Source organism: Prevotella communis (assembly GCF_022024115.1).
In the GTDB taxonomy this organism is placed as follows: Bacteria; Bacteroidota; Bacteroidia; order Bacteroidales; family Bacteroidaceae; genus Prevotella; species Prevotella communis.
On the sequence record NZ_CP091792.1, the window covers coordinates 1,779,674 to 1,805,061 of the forward strand.

30 protein-coding genes are annotated in these 25,388 nt (G+C 49.1%); 22 read left to right on the forward strand and 8 right to left on the reverse strand.

Going from position 1 to position 25,388, the window contains the following annotated elements; translation table 11 throughout:
* The first annotated feature begins 50 nt into the window (after positions 1-50).
* The 9 genes from L6468_RS07055 to L6468_RS07095 all read left to right on the forward strand — a co-directional run bounded on the left by L6468_RS07055 (position 51) and on the right by L6468_RS07095 (position 6,720).
* Positions 51-878, forward strand: coding sequence for an outer membrane protein assembly factor BamD (locus tag L6468_RS07055; RefSeq protein ID WP_237796619.1), 828 nt, complete (start codon positions 51-53; stop codon positions 876-878).
* A gap of 15 nt (positions 879-893) precedes the next feature.
* Positions 894-1,232, forward strand: a complete 339-nt coding sequence (locus tag L6468_RS07060) for a DNA-directed RNA polymerase subunit omega (RefSeq protein ID WP_091818540.1) — start codon at positions 894-896, stop codon at positions 1,230-1,232.
* Positions 1,229-1,570, forward strand: coding sequence for a DUF4293 domain-containing protein (locus tag L6468_RS07065; protein WP_091854689.1), 342 nt, complete (start codon positions 1,229-1,231; stop codon positions 1,568-1,570). The genes L6468_RS07060 and L6468_RS07065 overlap by 4 nt, the downstream gene beginning before the upstream one ends.
* A 72-nt stretch (positions 1,571-1,642) precedes the next feature.
* Positions 1,643-2,239 (forward strand): ribosome biogenesis GTP-binding protein YihA/YsxC, encoded by a 597-nt coding sequence (gene yihA / locus L6468_RS07070; protein WP_091818538.1) that lies wholly within the window; start codon positions 1,643-1,645, stop codon positions 2,237-2,239.
* Positions 2,240-2,242: 3 nt separating this feature from the next.
* Positions 2,243-4,024 carry an ABC-F family ATP-binding cassette domain-containing protein gene (locus L6468_RS07075; RefSeq protein WP_237796620.1) on the forward strand — a complete coding sequence of 594 codons (1,782 nt, stop codon included), beginning with the start codon at positions 2,243-2,245 and terminating at the stop codon, positions 4,022-4,024.
* On the forward strand, positions 4,024-4,635 hold the full coding sequence (gene recR, locus L6468_RS07080; protein WP_091854717.1) for a recombination mediator RecR: 612 nt from the start codon (positions 4,024-4,026) through the stop codon (positions 4,633-4,635). The genes L6468_RS07075 and recR overlap by 1 nt, the downstream gene beginning before the upstream one ends.
* 11 nt (positions 4,636-4,646) lie before the next feature.
* Positions 4,647-5,114: a hypothetical protein gene (locus tag L6468_RS07085; RefSeq protein WP_237792747.1), complete on the forward strand. Its 468-nt coding sequence runs from the start codon at positions 4,647-4,649 to the stop codon at positions 5,112-5,114.
* The gene (locus tag L6468_RS07090; protein WP_091818535.1) at positions 5,111-6,211 is read left to right on the forward strand and encodes a glycosyltransferase family 2 protein; all 1,101 of its coding nucleotides are present in this window, start codon (positions 5,111-5,113) and stop codon (positions 6,209-6,211) included. The genes L6468_RS07085 and L6468_RS07090 overlap by 4 nt, the downstream gene beginning before the upstream one ends.
* The gene (locus L6468_RS07095) at positions 6,208-6,720 is read left to right on the forward strand and encodes a GNAT family N-acetyltransferase (RefSeq protein WP_237792748.1); all 513 of its coding nucleotides are present in this window, start codon (positions 6,208-6,210) and stop codon (positions 6,718-6,720) included. Before L6468_RS07090 ends, L6468_RS07095 begins: the two co-directional genes overlap by 4 nt.
* On the opposite strand, the gene L6468_RS07100 is transcribed toward L6468_RS07095, so the two are convergent.
* A complete protein-coding gene (locus L6468_RS07100) occupies positions 6,715-7,437 on the reverse strand; it encodes a TrmH family RNA methyltransferase (RefSeq protein WP_237792749.1) in 723 nt (240 codons plus the stop codon). The two genes, L6468_RS07095 and L6468_RS07100, sit on opposite strands and share 6 nt — an antisense overlap.
* A gap of 72 nt (positions 7,438-7,509) precedes the next feature.
* On the opposite strand from L6468_RS07100, the gene tamL reads away from it, so the two are divergent.
* The 9 genes from tamL (at position 7,510) to L6468_RS07145 (ending at position 19,646) form a co-directional block, all read left to right on the forward strand.
* On the forward strand, positions 7,510-9,732 hold the full coding sequence (tamL, locus tag L6468_RS07105) for a translocation and assembly module lipoprotein TamL (RefSeq protein WP_237792750.1): 2,223 nt from the start codon (positions 7,510-7,512) through the stop codon (positions 9,730-9,732).
* Between the two features lie 41 nt (positions 9,733-9,773).
* A complete protein-coding gene (locus L6468_RS07110; RefSeq protein WP_237792751.1) occupies positions 9,774-10,577 on the forward strand; it encodes an MBL fold metallo-hydrolase in 804 nt (267 codons plus the stop codon).
* Between the two features lie 93 nt (positions 10,578-10,670).
* Positions 10,671-11,159 (forward strand): Fur family transcriptional regulator, encoded by a 489-nt coding sequence (locus L6468_RS07115; protein WP_237792752.1) that lies wholly within the window; start codon positions 10,671-10,673, stop codon positions 11,157-11,159.
* 20 nt (positions 11,160-11,179) lie between these two features.
* On the forward strand, positions 11,180-12,451 hold the full coding sequence (locus L6468_RS07120) for an adenylosuccinate synthase (RefSeq protein WP_237792753.1): 1,272 nt from the start codon (positions 11,180-11,182) through the stop codon (positions 12,449-12,451).
* Positions 12,452-13,807, forward strand: a complete 1,356-nt coding sequence (gene hisS, locus L6468_RS07125; RefSeq protein WP_237792754.1) for a histidine--tRNA ligase — start codon at positions 12,452-12,454, stop codon at positions 13,805-13,807. It abuts the gene before it with no gap.
* Positions 13,808-13,828: 21 nt separating this feature from the next.
* Positions 13,829-14,659, forward strand: a complete 831-nt coding sequence (locus L6468_RS07130) for a rhamnogalacturonan acetylesterase (RefSeq protein ID WP_237792755.1) — start codon at positions 13,829-13,831, stop codon at positions 14,657-14,659.
* A gap of 98 nt (positions 14,660-14,757) precedes the next feature.
* Positions 14,758-15,315: an NADH peroxidase gene (locus tag L6468_RS07135; RefSeq protein ID WP_237792756.1), complete on the forward strand. Its 558-nt coding sequence runs from the start codon at positions 14,758-14,760 to the stop codon at positions 15,313-15,315.
* A 327-nt stretch (positions 15,316-15,642) separates the two neighbouring features.
* Complete coding sequence (locus L6468_RS07140) at positions 15,643-19,383, forward strand: InlB B-repeat-containing protein (protein WP_237792757.1); 3,741 nt, start codon at positions 15,643-15,645, stop codon at positions 19,381-19,383.
* A 62-nt stretch (positions 19,384-19,445) separates the two neighbouring features.
* Entirely contained in the window at positions 19,446-19,646 is a 201-nt protein-coding gene (locus L6468_RS07145; RefSeq protein WP_237792758.1) for a hypothetical protein, read from the forward strand.
* A gap of 230 nt (positions 19,647-19,876) precedes the next feature.
* Here the strand turns inward: L6468_RS07145 and L6468_RS07150 are convergent, their stop codons facing one another.
* Both L6468_RS07150 and L6468_RS07155 read right to left on the reverse strand, forming a co-directional pair.
* Positions 19,877-20,701: a nucleotidyl transferase AbiEii/AbiGii toxin family protein gene (locus L6468_RS07150; RefSeq protein WP_237792759.1), complete on the reverse strand. Its 825-nt coding sequence runs from the start codon at positions 20,699-20,701 to the stop codon at positions 19,877-19,879.
* Positions 20,685-21,320, reverse strand: coding sequence for a type IV toxin-antitoxin system AbiEi family antitoxin domain-containing protein (locus L6468_RS07155; protein WP_237792760.1), 636 nt, complete (start codon positions 21,318-21,320; stop codon positions 20,685-20,687). The genes L6468_RS07150 and L6468_RS07155 overlap by 17 nt, the downstream gene beginning before the upstream one ends.
* A 221-nt stretch (positions 21,321-21,541) precedes the next feature.
* Here L6468_RS07155 and L6468_RS07160 point away from each other — a divergent pair, with 221 nt between their 5' ends.
* Together L6468_RS07160 and L6468_RS07165 are read left to right on the forward strand one after the other, a co-directional pair.
* Complete coding sequence (locus tag L6468_RS07160; RefSeq protein WP_091818521.1) at positions 21,542-21,745, forward strand: helix-turn-helix transcriptional regulator; 204 nt, start codon at positions 21,542-21,544, stop codon at positions 21,743-21,745.
* Between the two features lie 75 nt (positions 21,746-21,820).
* Entirely contained in the window at positions 21,821-22,174 is a 354-nt protein-coding gene (locus L6468_RS07165; RefSeq protein WP_237792761.1) for a HipA domain-containing protein, read from the forward strand.
* Between the two features lie 161 nt (positions 22,175-22,335).
* Here the strand turns inward: L6468_RS07165 and L6468_RS07170 are convergent, their stop codons facing one another.
* From L6468_RS07170 to L6468_RS07185, 4 genes are all read right to left on the reverse strand, one after another.
* Positions 22,336-22,437, reverse strand: a complete 102-nt coding sequence (locus tag L6468_RS07170; RefSeq protein WP_348535104.1) for a smalltalk protein — start codon at positions 22,435-22,437, stop codon at positions 22,336-22,338.
* A 36-nt stretch (positions 22,438-22,473) separates the two neighbouring features.
* Positions 22,474-23,010, reverse strand: coding sequence for an HU family DNA-binding protein (locus L6468_RS07175; RefSeq protein ID WP_237792762.1), 537 nt, complete (start codon positions 23,008-23,010; stop codon positions 22,474-22,476).
* Positions 23,011-23,407: 397 nt separating this feature from the next.
* Complete coding sequence (locus L6468_RS07180; protein WP_237792763.1) at positions 23,408-23,806, reverse strand: PIN domain-containing protein; 399 nt, start codon at positions 23,804-23,806, stop codon at positions 23,408-23,410.
* Positions 23,803-24,066: a hypothetical protein gene (locus L6468_RS07185; RefSeq protein ID WP_237792764.1), complete on the reverse strand. Its 264-nt coding sequence runs from the start codon at positions 24,064-24,066 to the stop codon at positions 23,803-23,805. The genes L6468_RS07180 and L6468_RS07185 overlap by 4 nt, the downstream gene beginning before the upstream one ends.
* 214 nt (positions 24,067-24,280) lie before the next feature.
* Here L6468_RS07185 and L6468_RS14695 point away from each other — a divergent pair, with 214 nt between their 5' ends.
* The gene (locus tag L6468_RS14695; RefSeq protein ID WP_255380709.1) at positions 24,281-24,406 is read left to right on the forward strand and encodes a hypothetical protein; all 126 of its coding nucleotides are present in this window, start codon (positions 24,281-24,283) and stop codon (positions 24,404-24,406) included.
* A 386-nt stretch (positions 24,407-24,792) separates the two neighbouring features.
* Here L6468_RS14695 and L6468_RS07190 read toward each other — a convergent pair whose 3' ends face one another.
* Entirely contained in the window at positions 24,793-25,029 is a 237-nt protein-coding gene (locus L6468_RS07190; protein WP_237792765.1) for a hypothetical protein, read from the reverse strand.
* 128 nt (positions 25,030-25,157) lie between these two features.
* Here L6468_RS07190 and L6468_RS07195 point away from each other — a divergent pair, with 128 nt between their 5' ends.
* Entirely contained in the window at positions 25,158-25,334 is a 177-nt protein-coding gene (locus L6468_RS07195; RefSeq protein ID WP_237792766.1) for a DpnD/PcfM family protein, read from the forward strand.
* Positions 25,335-25,388: the final 54 nt, after the last annotated feature.

Below are 25,388 nucleotides of genomic sequence, written 5' to 3' on the forward strand. Positions count from 1 at the left end.
TTGTATTTTGAGGGGAAATTTGTAATTTTGCAGTCCAAAATCTGTAATTAATGAAAATCAGAACCATCATATTGTGCTCCGTCGCAGCCATGATGACGGGATGCGCAGGCGAGTTTAACAGGGTTATCAAGAGTAGCGACTATGATTATCGTTACGAATATGCCAAGCAATGTTTTGCAGAAGGCAAGTTTGGCCGTGCAGAAATATTGCTGCAGGACCTGATAACTTTGAAGAAGGGTACTGACGAGGCAGAGGAAGCCCTCTATATGTTGGCCATGTCGCAGTATATGAACCACGACTTTGAGTCAGCTGAAGCCACGTTCAGGAAGTACTTCTCTTCTTACCCCAAGGGTTTTTATGCTGAGCAGGCTATGTTCTATGTAGGCCAGTCGCTTTATGAGAGCGCTCCGGAGCCCCGTCTGGACCAGACGCCTACCATTGGTGCCATCAACGCCTATCAGCAGTTCCTGGATTTCTATCCCAACTCCCAGTTGCGTGAACGTGCTCAGGACAGGCTCTTTGAGTTGCAGGACAAGCTGGTCATGAAAGAGCTCCTGTCTGCCCAGCTCTACTACAATCTGGGTGGCTATTTCGGAAATATCAACTCCAATAGCGAGAGCAATTACAGCTCAAGCATCATTGTCGCTCAGAATGCCCTGAAGACATACCCTTATTCCAATCACCGCGAGGAATTCTCGCTGCTGATTATGAAGAGTAAGTTCGAACTGGCCGAGAATTCCAGCGCAGACAGGAAACTGGAGCGCTATCAGGATGCTGAGGATGAATGCTATGGATTCCTGAATGAGTATCCTGAGTCCAAGGACAAGGCCTTGGCTGAGAAGTATATTGAGAAATGCAAGAAAATAACGAAAGATTAATTTTATAATACAAAGATGGATTACAAGAAATCAAAAGCACCGGTTAATACCGTGACTCGAAACATTATGGATCTCTGCGATGAGACTGGAAACATTTACGAAAGTGTAGCTATCATAGCTAAGCGCGCTAATCAGATTTCAGTTCAGATTAAGGAAGATCTCTCAAAGAAGTTGGCAGAGTTTGCCTCTTATAACGAATCTTTGGAGGAGGTTTTCGAGAATCGCGAGCAAATCGAGATATCACGTTACTACGAGAAGCTTCCCAAGCCCTCTCTGCTTGCTACACAGGAGTTTATTGAAGGTAAGGTTTATTGGCGCGACCCCGCTAAGGAGTCACAGACTGCAGAGGCATGATCCAGCGTATCCAGACCGTATACCTCTTGCTGGCAGCAATCGCTTTAGTGGTGGGGTGTATCTTTGAGCCGATGGGCTATAACAAAGGTCTCACGGGAAGCATGGCTCTCCTGACTCTGCTTATTGTGTTTCTGTATAAGAACCGTACATACCAAGCAAATATCTGTTCTGTTCTTATGGGAATAGGCATAGTCTATTATGTAGCGTTGGCTGTGATGCAGCCTTTACTTGAGTGGTTTGCCGTGATGCCTATGGTGGCAGTTCTCTTCCTGTTCCTTGCCAGAAAAGGAATTCTGAAAGACGAGAAGCTGGTAAAATCGCTCGATAGGATTAGATAATCAGAAATATTTTATTGAGGGGCGTCGAGCACAGGAAAATGGCGAGTCGCCCCTTCTTTTGTCTTCAACCGTATGGATATCAAGACCGCAGAATTCACACTTTCAGCCCCCAGGGTTTCCATGTGTCCTAACGACACAAAGCCCGAGTATGCATTCATAGGCCGTTCAAATGTAGGAAAGTCGAGCCTGATCAATATGTTGTCGCGCAACAAGAAGTTGGCGAAGACATCATCCACTCCGGGTAAAACGCTCCTGATTAACCATTTCCTGATTAATCGCGAGTGGTATCTGGTAGACCTTCCCGGCTATGGCTATGCCAAGCGTTCCAAGACTGAAGTAGCCAAACTCGACCAGATGATCCGTGGCTATATCCTGGAGCGCGAGCAGCTGGTGAACGTGTTTGTCCTGGTAGATATCCGGTTGGAACCCCAGAAGATTGACTTGGAATTTATCAATTGGCTGGGATTGTCGTCTATTCCCTTTGCCATCATCTTCACGAAGGCCGATAAACTTTCAGAAGGAAAGGTGAAGGCCAGTGTTGACGCTTATGTCAGGAAGATGCTGGAGACATGGGAAGAGATGCCCCCATATTTCGTCACGTCATCAGAAAAAGCCCGTGGACGTGATGAGGTATTAGACTATATTGACCAAATCAATAAGTCCCTGTAATAGATGGCCAAGGAAATACCATACTTGGAAGTCCAGAACCTGACGAAATCGTTTGGTTCGCTGGTCCTTTTTGAGAATATCAGCTTTTCTATTGCCGAACGTCAGCGCGTAGGACTGATTGCCAAGAACGGCACAGGTAAGTCTACGCTCCTGTCATTACTGTCGGGTAAGGACGGTTATGATACGGGTGACATCATCTACAAGCGTGATCTGAAGGTAGGATTCCTGGAACAGTCGCCTGTGTTCGACCCCGACGACTCCGTGCTGGATGCCTGTTTCAATCATCAGGGTGACGACGAGAAGGTGCTGAAGGCCAAGCAGATTCTGACCCAACTGAAGATTCGCGACTTGCATCAGCCCATGAGGCAGTTGAGTGGCGGACAGCAGAAGCGTGTGGCCCTGGCCAATGTGCTGATTACCGAACCCGACCTGCTGATTCTCGACGAGCCCACCAACCATCTGGACCTGGAGATGATTGAATGGCTGGAAGGATTCCTGAACCGTGGCAATAAGACGCTGCTGATGGTTACCCACGACCGTTATTTCCTGGACCGCGTATGTTCCGTGATTCTCGAGATCGACGACCGCACCATATATACCTATCGTGGCAACTATTCCTATTATCTTGAGAAGCGACAGGAGCGCATCGATAATCGCAGGGCAGAGATAGCACGCGCCAATAATCTGTATCGTACCGAACTGGACTGGATGCGCCGCCAGCCTCAGGCTCGTGGTCATAAGGCCAAATACCGAGAGGATGCCTTCTACGACCTGGAACGTCTGGCCAAGTCGCGTATCGAGGAACGTGCCATCCGCCTGAAAGCCTCCAATGTCTATATCGGTTCCAAGATTTTCGAATGCCAGTATATCTCGAAGGCCTTTGATGATACCATTATCATGAAGGACTTCTACTATAATTTCTCGCGCTTCGAGAAGATGGGTATCGTCGGCAATAACGGCACGGGAAAATCTACGTTTCTGAAGATGCTGTTAGGACAACAGCAGCCCGATGAAGGCCGCATCGTTATTGGCGAGACGGTACGCTTCGGCTATTTCTCACAGGAAGGCCTGAAATTTGACGAGCAGCAGAAAGTGATCGATGTGGTCCGTGATATTGCTGAAGAGGTTGACCTGGGAAGCGGACGCCGCCTGTCGGCCAGCCAGTTCCTGCAGCATTTCCTCTTCACCCCCGAACAGCAGCACAACTATGTCTATAAACTCTCGGGTGGTGAGAAACGCAAGCTCTACCTCTGTACGGTATTGATGCGAAACCCCAACTTCCTGGTACTCGATGAGCCTACCAACGACCTGGATATCGTGACCCTTCAGATCCTGGAGGAATACCTGCAGGATTTCCCCGGTTGTGTGATTGTGGTCAGTCACGACCGCTATTTCATGGACAAGGTCGTTGACCACCTGCTGGTCTTCAAGGGACAGGGCGAGATTAAGGACTTCCCCGGCAACTATACCCAGTATCGCGAGTGGCAGGCCCTCCAGCCTAAGGAATCCGCATCTGCCGCCCAGAAACCTGCCAAGGTGACCACCGATACAAGGAGCGAGCGCGAGACGAAGCGCAAGATGTCGTTCAAGGAAAAGCGTGAGTTCGAGCAGCTGGAGAAAGATATCGCCACCCTGGAGGACGAGAAGAAGCAGATTGAGGATGCCCTCAGTTCCGGCACCCTTTCTGTTGACGAGATAACGCAGATGAGCAAACGTCTGCCATTGTTGAATGACGAGTTGGACGAGAAGTCCATGCGCTGGTTAGAACTAAGTGAGTTAGCATGATACAACAATATCCTTCACGACTATTGGAGCGGGCAGTACAGGAGTTCTCCCAACTGCCGGGCATCGGACGCAAGACCGCCTTGCGACTGGTGCTCCACCTCTTGCGTCAGGATGCCGATGATGTGTTTCAGTTTACCGATGCCATCAGCCGGATGAAGGAAGAAGTGAAATTCTGCAAGGTCTGCCATAACATCAGCGACCAGGACGTCTGTCCTATCTGTTCCAACGACCGTCGTGACAGTTCTACTATCTGTGTGGTAGAGAATATCCAGGACGTGATGGCAGTAGAGAATACCCAACAGTTCACCGGCCTGTATCATGTCCTTGGCGGACTCATCTCGCCGATGGACGGCATTGGCCCCGCCGACCTGGAGATAGAGTCGCTGGTGTCGCGCGTTTCCGAGGGTCATGTGAAGGAAGTGATCCTGGCGTTGAGTTCCACCATGGAAGGCGACACCACCAATTTCTATATCTTCCGCAAGCTGGCCCCTTATGATGTGAAGATATCCATTATCGCCCGTGGTATTGCCGTGGGCAATGAGTTAGAATATACCGATGAGGTGACGTTAGGACGCTCTATCCTGAACCGGACCCCCTTCGATGGCAAATAAAACATATAGTGATGAAGAAGACACGAAATATACTGATGTTCGTCTATTGGCTGCAACTCCTGGCTGCTGCCATCATCTATGTCTGTGGCGACTATCTGGAGTTTGACATGGCAGTCCTCGCTTCCGACGAGGCCCGTCATACAGGCTATTATGTCCAGATGGTGATGATACTCCTGACACTCGGTCTCGTCCCCCTGGCTCTGCGCCTGTTTAAGTTCAGGAGCATCCATGCCTCCCTGCTGGCCCATCCGGCCAAGGCCCTGATGAAGTGGGGCGGTCTCCGCGTCCTGATCCTGGGTCTGCTTCTGTTTGCCAACACCTTATTATATTATGTATACGGTTTCGAACCCACCTACGGCTATCTGGCCGTGATGGTGATGCTGACCATGCCTTTCGTGCTCCCCACCATGGGACGTTGCAAGGCTGAGACAGAAGAACCTGCAGAGACAAAAGAAGAAACAGAACCAGAAGAAGCATGAAACTGTCAGTTATCATAGTCAACTATAACGTACGCTACTATCTTGAACAGTGTATCTACAGCGTGCAGCGTGCTGCCGAGGGCCTGGAGTACGAGATCTTCGTGGTTGACAATCACTCCAGTGATGATTCCATCAGATATCTCAAGAAGCGCTTCAAGGATAGTATCAACCTGATAGAATGCAGTCATAACCAGGGTTTTGCCAAGGCCAATAATATTGCTATCCGACAGTCGGAAGGTGAATATGTGCTTCTGTTGAATCCTGATACGATTGTTGGCGAGAAGTGTATCCGTGAGGTTCTGGATTTCATGGATGCCCATCCACAGGCGGGTGGGGCAGGTGTGAAGATGTACGATGGTGCCGGACATGTGGCCCGTGAGTCGCGCCGCGGTCTCCCCACACCCTTCGTCTCCTTCCTGAAGATGCTGGGCTTCACCCGACGCTATTACATGAGTCATTTGTCATGGGACGAACCGGGCCAGATTGAGGTGGTGAGTGGCGCTTTCATGATGCTGCGTCGTGAGGCACTCGATAAGATTGGTCTCCTGGACGAGGATTTCTTCATGTATGGCGAGGATATCGACCTGTCATACAGAATCCTGAAGGCAGGTTACGAGAACTGGTATGTGCCGGGCCGTATCGTTCATTACAAGGGCGAGTCTACGCAGAAGTCCAGCTTCCGTTATGTCCACGTTTTCTATCAGGCCATGCTGATTTTCTTCCGTAAGCACTATGGTCACCTCAGTCTGCTGGTCACACTGCCCATCAAGGTGGCTATCTATTTCCGTGCGCTGATAGCCCTGATACAGATGTTGTATATGCGCTTGCGTAAGTCGCTGGGTTTCTTCCCCAAACGCCGATACGACATCGTCTATATCTATAAAGGCAGCAAGAGGGTGCGGTCGCGCTTCAATGCTATCGTCAAGCGTAAGGGACTGACCACTGCAACAGGTGGAAACGGCTGTTTTGTTTATGATACGAGCACCATATCCTATGAGGATATCATATCCGATATGGCCGCGAATCCTGGTCATATCCTGGGCACATATACCAAGGAGAGCAACGTGATTATAACCCCGATGGAGATAGTAGGATGAAACAGGTTCAGCAGATATCACTCAGGGCGATGGAGCCTGAAGACCTGGATTTGCTCTATCGTATAGAGAACGACGAGTCTATGTGGGGCATGAGTCTCACCAACGTGCCATACTCCCGTTTTGTATTGCACGAGTTCATGTCAGATACCACCGGCGATATCTATACCGACAAACAAGTCCGCCTGATTGTCGAGGATGACCGGCACCAGCCCATCGGACTGGCCGATATCATGAAGTTCGACCCCAAGAACCAGAAAGCAGAGATAGGCATCGTTATCTGTAAGTCCTGTCGCTGTCAGGGTTATGCAAAGGCAGCTGTAGAGCGCCTGCATCAATATGCCCACGACACCCTTCATCTGCACCAGTTGTATGCCGTTGTTGCCGTGGAGAACGAAGCCTCTCTGCACCTGTTCCAGGGAATGGGCTATCGCCAGACAGGCAGCCTGAGTGACTGGCTTTTCGATGGAAAAACCTATCACGACGCCATCGTCCTGCAACGCCTGTTATAGGGGATAGCGACGCCTGAATTCCGAACAGGTGATAGCTGTGGCAATAGCCACATTAAGACTTTCCGGACCTTCGTGAAACTGTGGTATCAGCAGCCTGCGGTTAATCAGCTTACGGATAGGTGCCGAGATGCCATTTCCCTCGTTGCCCATCACGATGATACCCTCCTTGCTCAGTTCCTGCGTGTAGATATCTTGTCCGTCGAGCAGCGTGCCGTAGACAGGTACCTGTGCCTTACTGATCAGTTCCTGTAAGTCTGTATAAATAATGTTCACGCGCGCAATACTGCCCATCGTAGCCTGTACCACCTTGGGACTCCATGCATCCGCCGTATTCTCCGAACAGTAGATGGTGTCAATACCAAACCAGTCGGCTATCCTGATGATCGTACCCAGGTTGCCCGGGTCTTGCACGTCGTCAAGGGCCAGTGACAGACTGGAAACCGATGGTATCGATTCCGTAGGGATGAAAAACAGCGCCAGAACCCTTTGTGGATGCTGCAGGAAACTCACCCGGCGCAGTTCCTCATCGCTGACCTCCTGGAAGGTCTGCCCCTGACTTTCCCATTCGCTTGTGGCAAATATGGTGTGAGCCTTGAATCCTGCACGCAGCAGGTCGCCAACCACCTTTGGTCCTTCTGCCACGAAGAGACCTTCCTTCTTGCGGTATTTCTTTTGCTCCAGTTGGCGCACAAATTTTATCTGGTTTTTGCTAATCATATTGCAAAATTACTAATTTTTTTTATAATACCGTCAGATTTTCTTATTTAATTAGTACCTTTGCATCTGATTATGCGAAACGTACACTTTCTGACCTCTTTTTTTCTGGGTGCGATGGTCTTTTTCTCATCGTGCTCCAGCACAAAATATGTACCAAAAGACCAGTATCTGCTGAAAAGCGTGAAGGTGAAGTCGGAAAGCAACTATCATGATATCAATACGTTGGCTCTGCGCAATTATGTCAGACAAATGCCCAATAGCCGATGGTTCTCGCTCTATAAGCTTCCCCTTGCCGTCTATTCCCTGTCGGGCAGGGACAGCACGAAGTGGATCAACCGCACGTTGAAGTCGATGGGCGAGGCTCCTGTCGTGTTCGACAGTCTTTCTTCCGTACAGACTTGTGCCGACCTGGCCCAGCAGTTGAAGAACGAGGGCTTCCTTGACGCACAGGTCAGGCTGCAGGTATCCACGAAAGGACGCAAGGCGAAGGTCGAATATCTCCTGCAACCCGGCGAACCCTATTTCGTGGATAGTATCGGCTATGCGACTCAGGATACCACCATCGCCCGTATCTTGTCCCAGCAGGGTGCGTCTGCCAGTCTGTTATACAAGGGCATGAAGTTTGACGTGTCCAAACTGGATGCCGAGCGCAAGCGTATCAGCACGCTCCTCTCAGATTCCGGCTATTACCGTTTTCATAAGGACTATATCACCTATCAGGCTGATTCCATATCCCATTCGCGACTCATCAACCTGACGTTGCATCTGGCGCCTTATCAGCTGCCCAACGAGGAATATGTGCCTCATACGCGTTACTGGATGCGTCATATCAATTACGGTAGCGGCAGCCCCGGTGATAACCAGATTCACCTCCGCCAGCATGTGCTCCAGGAGTGCACGCACCTGCATTCTGGCAGTCCTTATTCCGCCTCCGGTTTGCAGAATACGTATAACCACTTCGGACGCCTGCAGGCCGTGAAATATACGAATATCACCTTTAAGCAGGTGCCGGATGCCGACTCGCTGGATTGCCAGATCCTCCTGCAGAACAACAAGCCCTCTACGCTGAGTTTCCAGCCTGAAGGTACGAATACGGCGGGCGACCTGGGCGCTGCGGCCTCGCTGACTTACCAGAACCGCAACCTGTTTCGTGGTAGCGAGGTGCTGAGCGTCCAGTTGCGTGGTGCCTACGAGGCCATCCGCGGTCTGGAGGGCTACTCCAATCAGAACTTCGTGGAATATAGCGCCGAGGCCAAGTTGCAGTTCCCCCGATTCATCTCGCCCTTTGTCAACCGGCGAATCCGTCGGCTGGTCAATGCCACCAGCGAGGTGTCCCTGCTTTACGATATGCAGGACCGTCCTGAGTTCCACCGCCGGCTCCTCTCTGCTGCCTGGCGCTACAAGTGGAGCTTCCCGCATCGCAAGGATAAGTTCCAGGTGGATGTGCTCGACCTCAACTATGTCTTCATGCCCTGGATATCAGAGACGTTTCATAATGAGTATCTGAGAAATGACAACAACCGTAACGCCATCCTGCGTTATAACTACGAGGATCTGTTTATCACCAAGATTGGTTTCGGATATTCCATCACCAAGGGCAATACGGCGTTTAAGTCGAATATCGAGACCTCGGGTAACCTGCTCTCACTGGCGTCTCGCATGTGGAATGCCAAGAAAGACGAACTGGGTCATTATCAGGTGTTTAACATCGCCTTTGCGCAGTATGTGAAGTGCGATTTGGATCTGAGTCATGTCCTGATGATTGATAAGAACAACCAACTGGTTTTCCATGCTGGTCTTGGCGTGGCCTATCCCTATGGCAACTCCACCGTGATGCCCTTTGAAAAACGCTATTTCTCCGGTGGTGCCAATAGTGTGCGTGGATGGACCGTGCGTTCTTTGGGACCGGGACAGTATAAGGAACAGGACGGACGTATCAACTTCATCAACCAGACGGGTGATATGAAGCTCGACCTGAATGCCGAGTATCGCACGTACCTGTTCTGGAAATTCAACGGAGCCCTCTTCGTGGATGCCGGTAATATCTGGACCATCCGCCAGTACGACGAACAGCCCGGCGGACAGTTCAGCTTCAAGGATTTTCCCCGTCAGCTGGCAGTCAGCTATGGACTGGGCCTGCGCCTGAACTTCGACTATTTCATCCTGCGTTTCGACCTGGGTATGAAGGCGGTCAACCCGGCTTACGAGGCCGAGGACGATGAGCACTATCCTGTGCTTCATCCTAACTTCAAGCGCGACTATGCCTTCCATTTCGCCGTGGGAATGCCGTTCTGATTCAATTAAGAATTAAGAGTTAAGAGTTATATATATCATAAATGCTGAGATTTATATCATTTGGAAGCGGAAGCAGTGGTAACTGCTATTATCTATACACAGAGACGGACAGTCTCATTATTGATGCCGGCGTAGGCATCCGTTCGTTGAAGAAGTATTTTCGTGACTACGGACTGGACATCTACAAGGTGCATCGCATCCTGATTACGCATGATCATGCCGACCATATCAAGTGTGTGGGCAGCCTGAGCCATGATTACCAACTGCCCGTCTTTGCCACCCGTACCGTCCACGAGGGTATTGACCGTAATTTCTGTGTGGTACGTAAGGTTGGTGCCGAACTGCGTCATTACGTGGAGCCAGGTGTCACGGTACAGTTGGGCGAGTTCGCCGTAACCCCGTTCACCGTGCCCCACGACAGTAGTGATAACGTGGGCTATATGATTGAGGTCCAGGACACCACGTTCTGCATCATTACCGATGCCGGCCGTGTGACCGACGAGATGGCACAGTATATCGGTCGTGCCCAGCACCTGGTCATCGAGGCCAATCATGATTGCGAGATGTTGCAGCAGGGACCCTATCCGCAGTATCTGAAGGAACGTATTGCCAATGGCTTCGGTCATCTGAACAACGAGGCGTGTGGTCAGGCTATTGCCACGAACATGTGCGAGCACCTGCGTCACGTATGGCTTTGCCATCTCTCGGAGGAGAACAACCACCCCGAACTGGCACGCAAGACCATCGAGACCATCCTGCGCTCCTATGGTATCGTGGCCGGCAAGGATTTCGAACTGGAAGTGCTGAAACGCACCAAGCCTACGGGTATTTTTGACTGCGTCTAATTAACAGCCGCCTGCATATTTATTCGTATAGCGTATTTTTTTTTCCTTTTATACCTGATATTCAATATAATTTTGTAACTTTGCGGTCGGTTTATGAAGACTATTGATAAAATAGAAGGAACATATGCTGCTGTAGTACGGATTCTGGATAATTATCTGGAAATGAATAATCATCGCAAAACGCCCGAGCGTTATGCGATTCTTCGTGCGGTTTATAGTATGGATGGGCATTTCACCATTGATGAACTGGGCGCGAAACTGGCAGAGAATGATAAATTCCCCGTCTCCCGTGCCACGCTTTATAATACGCTGAATCTCTTCATGGAGTTGCGCCTGGTGATCCGCCACCGTTTTCAGGGCACTACGAAATATGAGGCATGCCGTTCTGACAATAACCATTGCCACCAGATATGTACCGTGTGTGGCAAGGTGACCGAGATCAAGGTTCCCGAGGTGGTAGAGGCCATAGAGGACATGCACCTGAAGCGATTCCGCAAGGATGGCTTCTCCCTTTATATATACGGCATCTGTTCTGTGTGTCAGGGTGCACTCACAAGGAAAAGTAAAAAGAGAAATAATTAGAATACAAAAACATAAAGACAATGAAACAAGGTAAGGTTGATGTCCTGCTGGGTTTGCAGTGGGGCGACGAAGGTAAAGGAAAGGTTGTTGACGTGCTGACTCCCCATTACGATGTGGTAGCCCGTTTCCAGGGTGGTCCTAACGCTGGCCATACGTTGGAGTTCAACGGCGAGAAGTATGTACTCCGTTCTATCCCTTCAGGTATTTTCCAGGGTGGCAAGGTAAACATTATTGGTAATGGCGTTGTGCTGGCTCCCGATCTCTTCATGGAGGAGGCAAAGGCACTCGAGGCCACTGGCCATCCCCTGAGAGAGCGTCTTCATATCTCAAAGAAGGCTCACCTCATCATGCCTACCCACCGTGTGCTCGATGCAGCCTATGAGGCTCAGAAGGGTAAGAACAAGGTGGGCACCACCGGTAAGGGCATTGGTCCTACTTATACCGACAAGGTTAGTCGCACGGGTCTGCGTGTTGGCGATATCCTCGAGAATTTCCCTGAGAAGTATGCTGCTGCAAAGGCTCGCCACGAGGCTATCCTGAAGTCGCTCAACTTCGACTATGATATCACGGAGGTAGAGAAGAAATGGATGGAGGGTATCGAGTACCTGCGCCAGTTCCCTATCGTTGATTCTGAGCACGAGATCAACCAGATCCTGCGTTCTGGCAAGAGTGTGCTGTGCGAGGGTGCTCAGGGCACTATGCTCGATGTCGATTTCGGCAGCTATCCCTTCGTTACTTCTTCAAACACCATCTGTGCTGGTGCCTGCACCGGTCTGGGTATCGGTCCCAACAAGATTGGCGAGGTGTTTGGTATCATGAAGGCCTACTGCACCCGTGTTGGTGCCGGTCCTTTCCCCACAGAGCTCTTCGATGAGACTGGCAAGAAGATTCGTGACCTGGGTCATGAGTATGGTGCCGTGACTGGTCGTGAGCGCCGTTGTGGATGGATTGACCTCGTAGCCCTGCGCTATTCTATCATGGTAAACGGTGTTACCCAGCTCATCATGATGAAGAGCGACGTGCTCGATGGCTTCGATACCATCAAGGCCTGCACTTCTTATAAGGTGAATGGCGTGGAGACACGCGACTTCCCCTACAACATCGAGGAGGGTATCGAACCTGTATATGTAGAGCTGCCCGGTTGGAAGACCGACATGACGAAGTTCACTTCTGAGGACCAGTTCCCCAAGCAGTTCTCTGACTACATCAAGTTCCTCGAGAAAGAACTCGAAACTCCTATCACGATTATTTCAATCGGTCCAGACCGTGAACAAACTATTGTTAGAAAATAAATGGCAAATAAACCTTCTATTCCAAAGGGAACGCGCGACTTTGGCCCCGTAGAGATGGCCAAGCGCAACTATATCTTTAATACCATCCGTAGCGTGTACGAACTCTACGGATTCCAGCAGATTGAGACTCCTGCGCAAGAGACCCTTCAAACCTTGATGGGTAAGTATGGCGAGGAGGGCGACAAACTGCTCTTCAAGATTCTGAACTCTGGCGACTACCTGTCGAAGATTGAGGATAGCGAACTGACCGAGCGCAACACGCTCCGCCTGGCTTCCAAAATCTGCGAAAAGGGTTTGCGCTACGACCTCACCGTGCCTTTCGCCCGCTATGTGGTGATGCACCGCGAGGAACTGCAGTTGCCCTTCAAGCGCTATCAGGTGCAGCCCGTGTGGCGTGCCGACCGTCCCCAGAAGGGCCGCTATCGTGAGTTCTATCAGTTCGATGGCGATGTGGTGGGCTCTGACTCGCTGCTCAACGAGGTGGAACTGATGCAGATCGTCGACACCGTGTTCACCCGTTTTGGCGTGCGTGTGCAGATAAAAATCAACAACCGCAAGATCCTTACGGGCATTGCCGAGGTGATCGGTGCTGCCGATAAGATCGTGGATATCACCGTGGCTATCGACAAGCTCGATAAGATTGGTATCGACAATGTGAATGCCGAACTGCGTGAGGATGGTCTCACCGACGAGCAGATAGAGAAGCTGCAGCCTATCATCATGCTCGAGGGTACTAACGAGCAGAAGCTCGAGACCATCGCCCAGGTGCTTGCTTCCAGTGAGACCGGCTTGAAGGGCGTCGAGGAAACCCGTTATATCTTGAGTTTCCTGACTTCACTTAACAATGAGATTCAGCTCGACCTGACCCTGGCTCGTGGCTTGAGCTACTATACCGGTGCTATCTTCGAGGTGAAGGCGCTCGACACACCTATGGGCTCTATCTCTGGTGGTGGTCGTTACGACAACCTCACGGGTATCTTCGGCATGCCTGGTCTTTCAGGTGTAGGTATCTCGTTTGGCGTGGATCGTATCTACGACGTGCTCAACGCGCTCGACCTCTATCCCAAGGACTCGCTGCAAACCACTCAGGTGCTCTTCATCAATTTCGGTGAGAAGGAGACAGCCTACTGTCTGCCCATCATCGCCAAAGTGCGCCAGGCTGGCATCCGTGCCGAGATTTTCCCCGACAGCACGAAGATGAAGAAGCAGATGTCGTACGCCAATGCCAAGCAGATTCCTTTCGTGGTGCTGGCTGGCGACAACGAGATGGCTGAGGGCAAGGTGACGCTGAAGAATATGGAGACGGGTGAACAGACACTCGTTTCGCCCGAGGAGCTCATTGCGAAGCTGTCGTAAACCCTTTATAAAAACAAATCAATGAAACAAATCAAACTACTTACTGTATTGTTGGCCTTGGTGCTTCTCTGCACCTCGGCCACCAAACAGAAAACTACAACAATATTTATTATAGGAGATTCTACCGCCGCACAGAAAGATCTCTCTAAAGGCAAGCAAGAGCGAGGGTGGGGGATGGCCTTGCAGGAATACTTTGACGAAGAGTATATAGTCGTTGACAATCATGCAGTTAACGGACGCTCGTCGCTCTCGTTTCACAACGAGGGTCGCTGGGAAAAGGTGCTGCAGAAGATGAAGCCCGGCGACTATGTCATCATCCAGTTCGGACATAATGACGAGAAGCCCAAGGCCGACCGCCACACCGACCCCGGCTCTACGTTCGACTATATGTTGGCACGCTATGTGCGCGAGACGCGCGAGCATGGTGGCATCCCCGTGCTGATGAACTGTGTGGTGCGCCGCAACTTCTTTGTCGAGGCACCTCAGATCGAGGATGATGAACTGCTACGTACCACCACCTTCAAGGATGGTGTGAAGATGGTGGAGGGCGACTCGCTGATAGATACCCACGGCCTCTATCGTGTGGCGCCGCGTGATGTGGCTCGCCGCATGAACGTGCATTTCGTCGATGCCAACAAGATTACGCACGACCTGGAACAGGGACTGGGGCGCGAGGCATCCAAGAAGCTCCACATGTGGTATCGTCCGGGCGAAGAGCCCAGCGAACCCAAGGGTAAGCAGGACAACACTCACTATAATGTCTATGGTGCCCATGTAGTGGCTGGTCTGCTGGCCGATGCCCTATGCGAGGAGATTCCCCTGCTGAGCAAATATCGCACGAAGAAAAAATAATAACATAAAATCCTGCAAAAAACTTGCAGGATTTATTTTTTATCCTTATCTTTGCAAAAAATAATACCTATTACTAACCAAATACTAGTTTAAACATTATGAAGAAAAAGTTTATCTGCGCCGTTTGTGGATATATCTACGAAGGCGATGAAGCTCCCGAGAAGTGTCCCATCTGTAAGGCTCCTGCCTCAAAGTTCTCTGAACTGAAGGATGATGCTGATATGACTTATGCTACCGTTCATAAGATTGGTGACGGCAAGCCCGAGGGAGTTAGTGAGGAAATGATCAACGACCTGCGTGCCCATTTCAATGGTGAGTGTGGTGAGGTTGGTATGTATCTGGCAATGGCTCGTCAGGCCGATCGTGAGGGTTATCCCGAGATTGCCGAGGCCTTCAAGCGCTACGCTTTCGAAGAGGCCGACCATGCCTCTCGTTTCGCTGAGCTGCTGGGCGAGGTTGTATGGGACACCAAGACCAACCTTGAGAAGCGTGCTGCTGCCGAGGCAGGTGCCTGCGAGGACAAGTTCCGTATTGCCAAGAACGCCAAGGCTGCCGGTTTCGATGCCATCCACGACACCGTACACGAAATGGCCAAGGACGAGGCCCGTCATGGTGCCGGCTTCGCTGGTCTGCTGAAGCGCTATTTCGGCAAGTAAGTATTATCTGAAAATATATATTGAAAGCGAGCTCGGCAAAATTGCCGGGCTCACTCTTTTTTACATGTCTGTAGACATTAAAATTCTAAGGAGTAGGGGAGCCGGAGAAGGTTTTTAGACGATTTCATCGGAATTAGGTGTTAGAATTCGCGGAATTTTAACACCTAATTCCGTAATTTTAAACACCTACTTGGAATTTTAAACACCTTATTATAAAAAAAATGTGTACCTTTGCGGGCGTTTTTTGGGATTTTTCAACGATGAGAAAGTTTGAGGTCATATTTATACCCTACGAGACAATTAAATAATCAATAATAAACAATAACAATGAGTATTAAGAAAGACTTTTTCGCGCCCTTAGCCTCGGGGCTGGGCGCAACGCGACGGGCAGCCATGCTGCTGCTTGTGATGATGCTCACGACTGCAACGGCATGGGCACAAACCACAATTACGCCAACCACCCCCTCGCAGGATGGTGACGGCTTTTACAGCATCGGCTCTGCCGCAGAACTTTACGGCTTTGCTGAGCTTGTCAACAATGGCAATGCTTCAGCCAACGCTAAACTGACCGCTGACATTGTGGTCAATGAAAACGTGTTGGACGCCAACGGAGAAGCCAACACCGGCGACTTTGTGCAATGGACACCGATAGGAAATGATTATTTTGAGGGCAAGGTTTATTCCGGCACATTCGATGGGCAGGGACACACCGTCAGCGGACTCTATGTCAGCGGCAGTAGCTGGCGTGTCGGACTTGTTGGTGCAGTAAGCGGTTCAGCCGTCGTCAAGAACCTCGGCATTGTGGATTCGTATTTCAGCAGTTCCAACAACTTCCTTGGTTCGATAGTAGGTGGAGTCGCTAATAACTCTTCCGTTACTCTCGCCAATGTGTATAGCACAAGTACCGTAAAGGGCGACAACTGGATTGGCGGGCTTGCGGGCGGTGGCGATGGCTCCGTCTCTGTCGTCAATTCCTATTTTGCAGGAAAGACAAGTGCAAATTGGGCCTACGGCACTCACCACGACGATCTTGTGGCGGGCGATTTTGACAGGTCCACTCTCACTGTGTGCAACGCTTTTGTCCTCGGTACTTCGCAATATGGCACATCGGTTACGGCAGAGCAACTTTCCGACGGCACGGTGGCTGCGGCTCTGCATTATTATCAGGACGCGCTTGCCGACGGCTCGATGTTTGGTCTGAGTGGTGGCAAGACGAATTTCTCCGGCACGATTGACGGTGTGAGCGTAACTACTGCAAACATCACTTTGCACACCTTTGACGGTGACGCAACGGCTTATTCGTCAAAATACATTGTCGGGAATACCACGCCGCTGCCCGTAAACGTAGAGCGTGAGGGTTACACATTCTTTGGCTGGTACGACAATGCCGACCTTGAAGGCGATGCCGTTACAAGCATTTCTTCTTCCGAAACCGACGACAAAGAATATTGGGCGAAATTTGAAAGAAGTCACGCTGTGTCGTTTGTCCTTGGTGGCGGCACAATCCGAAGCGGAGAAATCGACCATTACATTGAGGGAGAAACAACGGTACTTCCCACATATGTGACGAAGGTCGGTGCTTCGTTCGAGGGCTGGTACACGACGGAGGACTTCACAGGCAGCCGTTATTACTCCATTCCAGCCACGGCAACCGAGGATATGACGTTTTATGCGAAATGGGGCGAAGTAAAAACGACATTCTATCTTGTTCAAGGCGGCAGTCCTGAGCCTGTGAGCATCCTCTACGAAGGCGAGAGCATTGTCTGGCTCGACAAAACGACGACGGAAAGATATGTTATTTCCGATAACTTTTACAATTATTGGGGTTCTAATCCAGATATCAATGTGCCTTACACCGGCGGAGAATCCACATTCGGCAATTACGCAAGTGAGTTTAGTGTTGCTCAAAGCGGATTCTATGTGTTCACTCTGACGGACAAGGGCGGTGAAAGTTGGTTTGTGTCGATATTGAAGTCTATGCTGAACTGCGACGTGGCATCTATACCCACCCAGGTCTATACGGGCTCGGCAATCGAACCTGACGTGACCGTTAAAGATGGAGAAACAACGCTCACTCTTGGCACGGATTACGAGGTGGCTTACAGCAATAACGTCAACGCAGGAACAGCCACAGTCACCATCACCGGCAAGGGCAACTACTCGGGCGAGAGCGCAGCAACGTTCACTATTGTAAAGTCCATGACCAATGATGGCATCACTATTGCCGCCATCGCTGACCAGACCTACACCGGCTCTGCCATCGAACCTGCCGTGACCGTAACCGATGGAGAAAAAACCCTCACGCTTGGAACAGATTATACCATCGGGTATTTTGCCAATGTGAATGTGGGTACAGCCACTGCTACCATTACCGGCAAGGGCAACTACACGGGCTCAAGAGAGGCGACGTTCACTATTGTCTATCCCACCGTCACCACGTCGTATGTCGAGGCCGACGGCACACTGCACGAGAATGTTGTCGCCATCCCGCTAATCAATGCCATGACAACACTGCCGGCGGGCACCTATGTGGTGAACAGCGACGTGGCCTATACGGGCACCGTGACACTCAGCGGCGACGTGACGCTGATTCTCGGCGACGGCAAGACGATGACTGTGACGAACACGGGAACGGACGTAAAGGATCGTGCCATCTATGGTGATGAGAAGACGCTACACATCTACGGACAGAGCCAGGGCACGGGTGCCCTGACGGCTACGGCTGTTGGAGGCGATGCTGCAATCTGTTTGTTGATTAATCAAAAAGCTACAAGTCTGCTTGGCATCCACGGCGGTGTGGTATCGGCTTCGACAGAGTACGCCAGTGGCAACGGTATCCTAGTGCAGTGCGAAACTGATGCCGGCGGCATCGTTATCGATGGCGGACAGGTAACGGCCTCGGGTAACAATTTTGGCATCTACTGCGAGGGCGGACACTTCGACATACTGGGCGGACAGGTAACTGCCACGGGCACAAACTTTGGCGGATTAGGCATTTGTGACTGTAGTTTACCCGGTGTGCTGACACTTGGCTACTCAAAGGCAAGCGACTTTGTTAGCACCAACAGTATATACAACTACTGCGGCGAGAGTTTTGCCGGCGAGGTTAAGATTGCCGACGACCAGACGCTGGTTGACGGAAATGGAAACATTTGGAGTGGAACGCTCAGTAATGATGAGATCCAGAGCATCCACAACCAGACACTGCGACCTGTTACGGGCGTGGCGCTGACGAAGGATGGCAATAACGTCTCCGCCACATTCAACGGCTCATCGGAGACGACGGTGAGCATCCCTGTGGATGTCAATGTAACTAGCGTGACCTACAACCGCGCATTTACCGAGGGCAAGCCATCCACTGTGATGTTGCCGTTCTCGCTTGGCGAAGGACAGACGCTGACGGGCGGCAAGCTCTATAAGTTCTCGGGTGTTACGAAGAATGAAACGACAGGCAAGTGGGAGGCTACGATGACCGAAACGACGACGCTACAGGCAAACACTCCGTATCTGCTGATGCCAGACAATAAACTGACAGACGCCAAAGTGACCTTCGATCTCAACAATAATACTGTGACGCTCAACACCAATGGCGGCGGCAACTGCGAGACGGCTGCCCCTGGCAGTCACTGGACGTTTAAGGGAACATACAGATTTAAAGAATGGAATTCCAACGATTATAACGACGCTGAAGAGATAGGCCGTGCCTACGGCTTTGCCGGTGTGGCGAAAGATGGCATTAATGTGGGTGACTTCGTAAGGGTAGCCAGCGGCGCCAAGATTCGCCCGATGAGAGCATACCTGCTGTGGAACGACATGCCGAATGCGGCTAATGCGCGTTCCTTCACACGTGGTGCAGCAGCTAAGGACGAGGAACTGCCACAGAGCATCATCGTGCGCCTGGTAGGCAGCAATGGCGAGACAACCGCCATCGGCACGCTCGATACTGAAACGGGCGAGATGACCTTCGACAGCGAGGCATGGTACACGCTCGACGGTGTGCGTCTGAGTGGCAAGCCAAGCAAGAAGGGACTGTATATTAATAATGGACGTAAAGTAGTAATTAAATAAAGGCGCCCCCACCCTTTACCCTCCCGAGGGAGGGGGTAGGGCTATTTAAAAATTATAAAGCAATGAAAAAGAAAACATACGAGAAACCCACAATGACAGTTGTCGAACTACAATATCGTACATGTCTGCTTCAGGCAAGTGGAGAGCAAAAACCTGACGCTAAAGACTACGACGACTGGCTGGGTGCCCGCGAGTTCGTACTCGATGACGACGAGCCCAGTGGCCGAAAAGCAAACGGCATATGGGACGGCGAAGAAGACTGAAATGAATAATAAATAATTACAACTGTTCCTATACGACTGGTATGGGAGCAGTTTTTTTATTCACCATATTCAACTATAAGCATTTGCAGTAAAGGGAAGATGAGGACCTGAGATAACAGCCCTGAATATTCAGTCTACGGATTCTTGGGACTAAAGGGATAGTGGCAGCGCCAGCGCCGCCTTGGCGGCAAGTCCTATAAGTCCTTGAAGTCCGTAGACAATTATAAAATTCACTTAAACACAATCATGTCGGCCAATTGCAGGAAGTAGTCGTTGCTCCAGATATCGAGCTCTCGCTTGTCAATGATATAAGGGATGACATCGGCCTTTACCACATCAATGTCCGCTTTGGAAATACGTTCCTTTAGAAGCTCCAAAAAGAGTTCCTTGGTAAGGTCAATATCATTAAACTCCTTTGTCCTGACCTTTAGATGTTCAAAATCCAATGTCACACGATTTCGCACATACCATTCGAAATCGTACCAGTCGCGTCCCTTGATACGATTCTTCCAAGCACGAAAAGTAAGAGCATGCATCTTGCCGGCATACAGATCGGGCAGGGTAAAGCAACGCGTGGTAAACGAGAAAGGCTGCATAAGTAGCTTCTGCTCCGTAGAAAACTCAAGAGGAGGATTGACATCTACCTCTATCTTTATCTTCAATGCTTTTTCGGTCTGAAACGTCAGGTTGTACACATCTGTATTATCCTTCAGGAAAGCTGATTCCACCTTGCCAAAGGTACGCTTATCCTTCTTTGTAATAGTAACCGTTCGCCCTAAGATTCGAGCCTCTTCGATAATGGCAGGAAAATAGGGTTCGAGCGTAAAATCCGGATTCTTTGCCAGTAAAGAGAAATCCATATCTTCAGAATATCGCCTTAATCCGTGAAATATCCTGAGACACGTGCCACCGTAGAAGGCTGCCTCTTTAAAGAAACCGCCACGGTAAAGACCGCTCAGCACCACCTGCTGCATCACCTCGTAGAGGGCATTCTTCCTATCGTTATCGCCTGCGATAGTATGCTGCGCTATCATTTGTTCAAAGATGTCTGACATGCTTTATATACTTTATTAACATGTTAATACTCGATTGCTTGCGACTTGCTAATGCACATCGTTCAAGAAGTTTGATATCGAAGCCCTCAAGTGCGTCAGTGTCAAAACGGATGTCTTCCTCAAGATAAGTCTCTACATCCTTCATGAAACGTAGATTCAGGCACTTGCTAAAGTTGATCACATCGCAGAGTGCCTTCTCGGGGGTAGCTATCAAGAAGTTAACACCATCTGCATGCTCTATCCTTACGCCAACTGCGAAGTATTCTGGCGAGCAGTTCTGATAACTGAAACGGCCTACGGCATTCTCGAAATCCCTGGAGTGCTTGGTGGTAACCGATGTTACCTGATACACCCTTTCTGGTATCAAACCATAATGGCGCATGGCATATTCACAGCCCACATACGATGGCCCGTAAATATGATTGGCTATCAGTTCCTTCGACAGTTCCTTACCGGTTTCCATTTTGCTGGCCACGTACATACCTTTCTTTAAGCGTATAATCAGGCCATTCTTTTCGAGCGCACGTGCCTTCTCGGTAATATGCTTATGGTTCGGAAAAACCGCACTTAGCACATTAACGTCAAAGGGGATGTTGCCTATGTTCTCAAACGGTGTCATCTAAATAGATTTAGTGCTTACACGGTGCAAATATAGTTATATTCCGTACAAAAAACAAATATTTTCTTTGTTTTCTGTTCAAAACATTACTATTTTTAACTTTGTTTAGAAAAACTATAGCCGAAACCATATAAAAATGTTAAAAATGATACATTTTATATCAGAAATGATGTAGTTTGCGAATAATTATATATTTTTGCATGCGAAATAATATAATTTGTATGGAAAAGACAAAATTATCGGTAGTGGTGAAGGCTCTGCGCAAGGAATATGGCCTTACACAGGAAGACCTGGCTATGAAGTCGGGTGTAGGTCTTTGCTTTGTACGCAATCTGGAGCAAGGAAAGTCTACTCTTAGGATGGATAAGGTCAACCAGCTACTTGACTTGTTTAACTACGAACTGACAGCAACTAAAAGGCAATGAGACAGGCTGAGATATATCGGAAGGACATCCTTGCGGGTGTCCTGACTGAAGATGGTGGTGAATACCGTTTCTGTTATGGTGAGGCGTATCTTGCACGTGAAGAACTTCTCGCTCTACCGACCGGCCGCAGACTATCAGCTGACACCGGCTTATGACCTCCTGAATGTGGCTATTGCTAATCCGAAGGACAAGGAGGAACTGGCGCTTACGCTTTGTGGAAAGAAATCAAAACTTACTATGAACGACTTCCTGACTGCGGCAAAGACGATGGGGTTGGAGGAGAACGTGGTGCAGCGTCTCATCACCAGTTTCCATAAGGCGCTACCCAAATGGCAGCAGCTCATACAGGATTCCTTCCTCAGCGAGGAGAATAAACAGGCGTATGCAGAGCTTATTGCTTCGCGATTGGATAGATTGAAAGTGGATTAAGGACACAAAAATCCCATTGGATATTTTTCGTCTACGGACTCTAGGGACTAAAAGGACAGTGGCAGCGCCAGCGCCGCCTCGGCGGCAAGTCCTATAAGTCTTTGAAGTCCGTAGACATAAATAAAGTGAGCCCGGCAATTTGCCGAGCTCACTCTTTTTTTTTACGCCATGCACGAGGTGACTCCGAGTGCTGTTGCGATGGCTGACAGCATACTAATGGCTGTTTGAATCGCGAATTTCCAAAATGTCTTGTTCTTCATCATTCAGAATTTTAATGTTTCATGTTTAATGTTTAATCCTTAAGGATTCACCGGTCCGCCGCCGTTGCCAGATTCGGAGCTAGAACTGCCGCCTCCGCCGTTCTCAGGGTTCTCGCCGCCTCCGTTTTCAGGGTCTTCCACCTCGCCCGATGTTGAGGTGACGCGCTTCACTTCCTTACCGTCTCTGTCGAAACAGGTGATCTGGATGGCGGTCTTTGCCAGCTCCTCCTTCAGGTCTGTGTCGGGCGTGAAGATGATACGACGACTGGTGATCAGCTCTGCCTTTACCTCGTTCACCGTCTCTACGCTCTTGGCACGCAGACCGAAGCGCATGGTACCCAGTCCAGGCAGTGCCACCGAGTGACCTTCCGTTGCCCATGCCTTGATGACATCACCGGCTGCATCCCAGCATGCCTGCATCACGCCTCGGCTCACACCACTGCGAAGGGCAGCCTCCTTGATTACCTTGTCCTGTGTGAGGGCGGTGTACAACTCAGGCATCATCACGTAGCGATACTTACCAGCGTAGGTGCCTACCTTCTGCAACTGTTCTTTTGCTTTTACTTTCATTGACATAATCTAAATGTGTTTTAAATGGTTATTAAATGTTTAATCTTTTTACCTTTGTCAATTTCGGGTCTCTAGAGTGCCTTCGTGCTTCCAAACTTCCTCGTGCACTAGGAAAATTTTTCTCGCTAGTTAGGGCGCAATATTTATCCCTTATTGACAATGCAAAGGTACTCATAAAAAGCGATACCTACAAATATTCTTTGTCAAGAAATATAAAAACATGAATATCTTACAATCTTACAATCTTACATTCTTACATTTCATATATTTTTTGTAGTGGTAGAGTTTAAGTAATATAATAATATTATAATATTATTATATTACTTAATTTTCTTCCCTCATTTTTTATGCCAAATGTAAGATTGTAAGAATGTAAGATTGTAAGGTTTAGGTGTCGTATATTTTATACTGCCCAGTCCTCAATCTTCAAGCCTTCTATATGCTCAAAGTGCTTGCGGTTATGGGTTACGACTATCAGATCCTTAGCCTTAGCAGCGCAGCCAATCAATAAGTCGAAGTCTTCAATTTTCTTACCTGATTTCCAAAGTTTAGCTCTTTCCTGCGCAAAAGTATGGATGGTCTGGTCGAAGGAAATCACATTCATTTCGGCAACAAACTCTTCTACCTGTTTGAGATTGTCTTCGATTCGATCACTGTAATATGCACCAAAAACGAGTTCTGCTACAACAATATCTGTAATGTAGCAGCTACTTTCTTCAATATCGTTGAGTTTATTTTCAACGTTACGATTTCCTCTAAGCAGAAAAATACATGTACTTGTGTCGAGCAGATATCCGTTCATAGTTCAGCGTCAAATGTGTTATTTGTCCTTGCAGTACGTATTTCTTCCATGATTTCTTCTGCCGAACGGCTATCCTTCCACTTACCAGCAAAACGGCTGGCCCATCCCTTGCGAGGTTCTTTCTTTTCCTCCTCTGGACGAGTCATTGAACTGCTAAGAAGCGTTATGAGCTCCAGTTTAACATTGTCGCTCAAATCCTTCAATTCTGACCAATATTTGGCGCTAATCGATGAAGGTGATACTAAAACATTGGTATTCATATACTCAATTTTTATTGTTTCTGACTGCAAAAATAAATAATAATTCCGAATTCACAAAACAATTTATCCAAGAAAAATCGAGTCTATCATATCTTTTTCTGCTTGAAAAGCATCATTTTCGTAATCTTTTGTATATTTGCAGCGAGATTAAAAACATAACAACACCAAACTTGTACACGAGGACTTCGACATTTATTCCTATCCATTCGTACTGATGGGCTGGAATTTGGGAGCCGACGTTCGTCCGCACGCATACACAAAGGACGAATGGTTCAACGGACCTCATGCTATGTTTTATTACAACGTAGAAGAAGATAAGGAGGTGCTTTATGAGTCTTAGTGAAAAAAGCTCCAGCACCTACGCGATTACTTATTGAGAAGATCAAGCAGTATATCGCGAATAAATAATAATGAAGCTGACAGGTACCAGTCCCCAGGCGTCCTGTCAGGGCGATAATCAACCGCTGGGCGCCGCCTAATGAGAACAATACGAAGCGGTACATTGAGAATGTATGCAGGTTCACGGGCATCGGAGCTGACGAGCCCCTGGGCATCCCCTCGGATAAGCCATCCCGCTGGATGAAGTTGGGTGCCGCGATGTGCGTCCAGGAATGCGGTGCAGAAGGACTGGATTGGATTGCCTTGCTCGACGGCTGGGCCTTGGCGAGAGAGTAGGGACAACGCCTCAACGAGGAGGGAAATCCTCCTTGTTGGGGCGATTACTGTTTATACTTCCCTCATCCACCACTGGTTGGCATAAACTTCCAGGAATTCTGATTCTGTATACCATGTGTAGTCAAACCAATTTGTGGAATCCCCAAACTTTTGACGCTTTGATGAATACTCGAGCCAATGTGTGGAACGCAACATACCACCAAGATAATGGCAATATTGCTGTTCCGTATCCGCCTCTCTTATCAATGCCTCGAGCATCTCTTCTGTCTTAACCCATTTCTTTTCCATCTTTTTTGCTGCGAAGGTAAGAGATCAAAAGGAGAGCAGCAAAGATTTTTGATCAATTTTGATCTATTTTGTTAAGTTTTGATCTAATCGCAAAAATCTCCTGTATTTGTGGTAATTTTGTGCCTCGTATGAAGAAGTTCAGCATAGAAGTATTGGAGGTGCTAAGCCGTATCGTGGAAGTGGAGGCCTCAGACGAAGAGGACGCCATCAAACAGGTGAGGCAAAAGTATCGAAAATGCGAGATTGTGCTGGATGATTCTGACTACAAAGAAACAGAATTCAGCGTGAAAGATGAAAAATCATAGTAAGTGCTGATAGTTTTCAAAAGAAAATGACTATCTTTGCACCGCTTTTGATAC

What these genes read in the sequence shown, in the direction of transcription:
- L6468_RS07120 (WP_237792753.1), top strand. Translation starts at nt 11,180, where the DNA reads ATGAAACAAGGTAAGGTTGATGTCCTGCTGGGTTTGCAGTGGGGCGAC.
- L6468_RS07075 (WP_237796620.1), top strand. Translation starts at nt 2,243, where the DNA reads ATGGCCAAGGAAATACCATACTTGGAAGTCCAGAACCTGACGAAATCG.
- L6468_RS07085 (WP_237792747.1), top strand. Translation starts at nt 4,647, where the DNA reads ATGAAGAAGACACGAAATATACTGATGTTCGTCTATTGGCTGCAACTC.
- L6468_RS07145 (WP_237792758.1), top strand. Translation starts at nt 19,446, where the DNA reads ATGAAAAAGAAAACATACGAGAAACCCACAATGACAGTTGTCGAACTA.
- L6468_RS14695 (WP_255380709.1), top strand. Translation starts at nt 24,281, where the DNA reads ATGGGCTGGAATTTGGGAGCCGACGTTCGTCCGCACGCATACACAAAG.
- L6468_RS07180 (WP_237792763.1), bottom strand. Translation starts at nt 23,806, where the DNA reads ATGAACGGATATCTGCTCGACACAAGTACATGTATTTTTCTGCTTAGA.
- L6468_RS07130 (WP_237792755.1), top strand. Translation starts at nt 13,829, where the DNA reads ATGAAACAAATCAAACTACTTACTGTATTGTTGGCCTTGGTGCTTCTC.
- L6468_RS07115 (WP_237792752.1), top strand. Translation starts at nt 10,671, where the DNA reads ATGAAGACTATTGATAAAATAGAAGGAACATATGCTGCTGTAGTACGG.
- L6468_RS07100 (WP_237792749.1), bottom strand. Translation starts at nt 7,437, where the DNA reads ATGATTAGCAAAAACCAGATAAAATTTGTGCGCCAACTGGAGCAAAAG.
- L6468_RS07175 (WP_237792762.1), bottom strand. Translation starts at nt 23,010, where the DNA reads ATGTCAATGAAAGTAAAAGCAAAAGAACAGTTGCAGAAGGTAGGCACC.
- L6468_RS07055 (WP_237796619.1), top strand. Translation starts at nt 51, where the DNA reads ATGAAAATCAGAACCATCATATTGTGCTCCGTCGCAGCCATGATGACG.
- L6468_RS07190 (WP_237792765.1), bottom strand. Translation starts at nt 25,029, where the DNA reads ATGGAAAAGAAATGGGTTAAGACAGAAGAGATGCTCGAGGCATTGATA.
- L6468_RS07060 (WP_091818540.1), top strand. Translation starts at nt 894, where the DNA reads ATGGATTACAAGAAATCAAAAGCACCGGTTAATACCGTGACTCGAAAC.
- L6468_RS07160 (WP_091818521.1), top strand. Translation starts at nt 21,542, where the DNA reads ATGGAAAAGACAAAATTATCGGTAGTGGTGAAGGCTCTGCGCAAGGAA.
- L6468_RS07150 (WP_237792759.1), bottom strand. Translation starts at nt 20,701, where the DNA reads ATGTCAGACATCTTTGAACAAATGATAGCGCAGCATACTATCGCAGGC.
- L6468_RS07170 (WP_348535104.1), bottom strand. Translation starts at nt 22,437, where the DNA reads ATGATGAAGAACAAGACATTTTGGAAATTCGCGATTCAAACAGCCATT.
- L6468_RS07195 (WP_237792766.1), top strand. Translation starts at nt 25,158, where the DNA reads ATGAAGAAGTTCAGCATAGAAGTATTGGAGGTGCTAAGCCGTATCGTG.
- yihA (WP_091818538.1), top strand. Translation starts at nt 1,643, where the DNA reads ATGGATATCAAGACCGCAGAATTCACACTTTCAGCCCCCAGGGTTTCC.
- L6468_RS07135 (WP_237792756.1), top strand. Translation starts at nt 14,758, where the DNA reads ATGAAGAAAAAGTTTATCTGCGCCGTTTGTGGATATATCTACGAAGGC.
- hisS (WP_237792754.1), top strand. Translation starts at nt 12,452, where the DNA reads ATGGCAAATAAACCTTCTATTCCAAAGGGAACGCGCGACTTTGGCCCC.
- L6468_RS07110 (WP_237792751.1), top strand. Translation starts at nt 9,774, where the DNA reads ATGCTGAGATTTATATCATTTGGAAGCGGAAGCAGTGGTAACTGCTAT.
- L6468_RS07155 (WP_237792760.1), bottom strand. Translation starts at nt 21,320, where the DNA reads ATGACACCGTTTGAGAACATAGGCAACATCCCCTTTGACGTTAATGTG.
- L6468_RS07140 (WP_237792757.1), top strand. Translation starts at nt 15,643, where the DNA reads ATGAGTATTAAGAAAGACTTTTTCGCGCCCTTAGCCTCGGGGCTGGGC.
- L6468_RS07165 (WP_237792761.1), top strand. Translation starts at nt 21,821, where the DNA reads ATGGTGAGGCGTATCTTGCACGTGAAGAACTTCTCGCTCTACCGACCG.
- L6468_RS07095 (WP_237792748.1), top strand. Translation starts at nt 6,208, where the DNA reads ATGAAACAGGTTCAGCAGATATCACTCAGGGCGATGGAGCCTGAAGAC.
- L6468_RS07090 (WP_091818535.1), top strand. Translation starts at nt 5,111, where the DNA reads ATGAAACTGTCAGTTATCATAGTCAACTATAACGTACGCTACTATCTT.
- L6468_RS07185 (WP_237792764.1), bottom strand. Translation starts at nt 24,066, where the DNA reads ATGAATACCAATGTTTTAGTATCACCTTCATCGATTAGCGCCAAATAT.
- tamL (WP_237792750.1), top strand. Translation starts at nt 7,510, where the DNA reads ATGCGAAACGTACACTTTCTGACCTCTTTTTTTCTGGGTGCGATGGTC.
- L6468_RS07065 (WP_091854689.1), top strand. Translation starts at nt 1,229, where the DNA reads ATGATCCAGCGTATCCAGACCGTATACCTCTTGCTGGCAGCAATCGCT.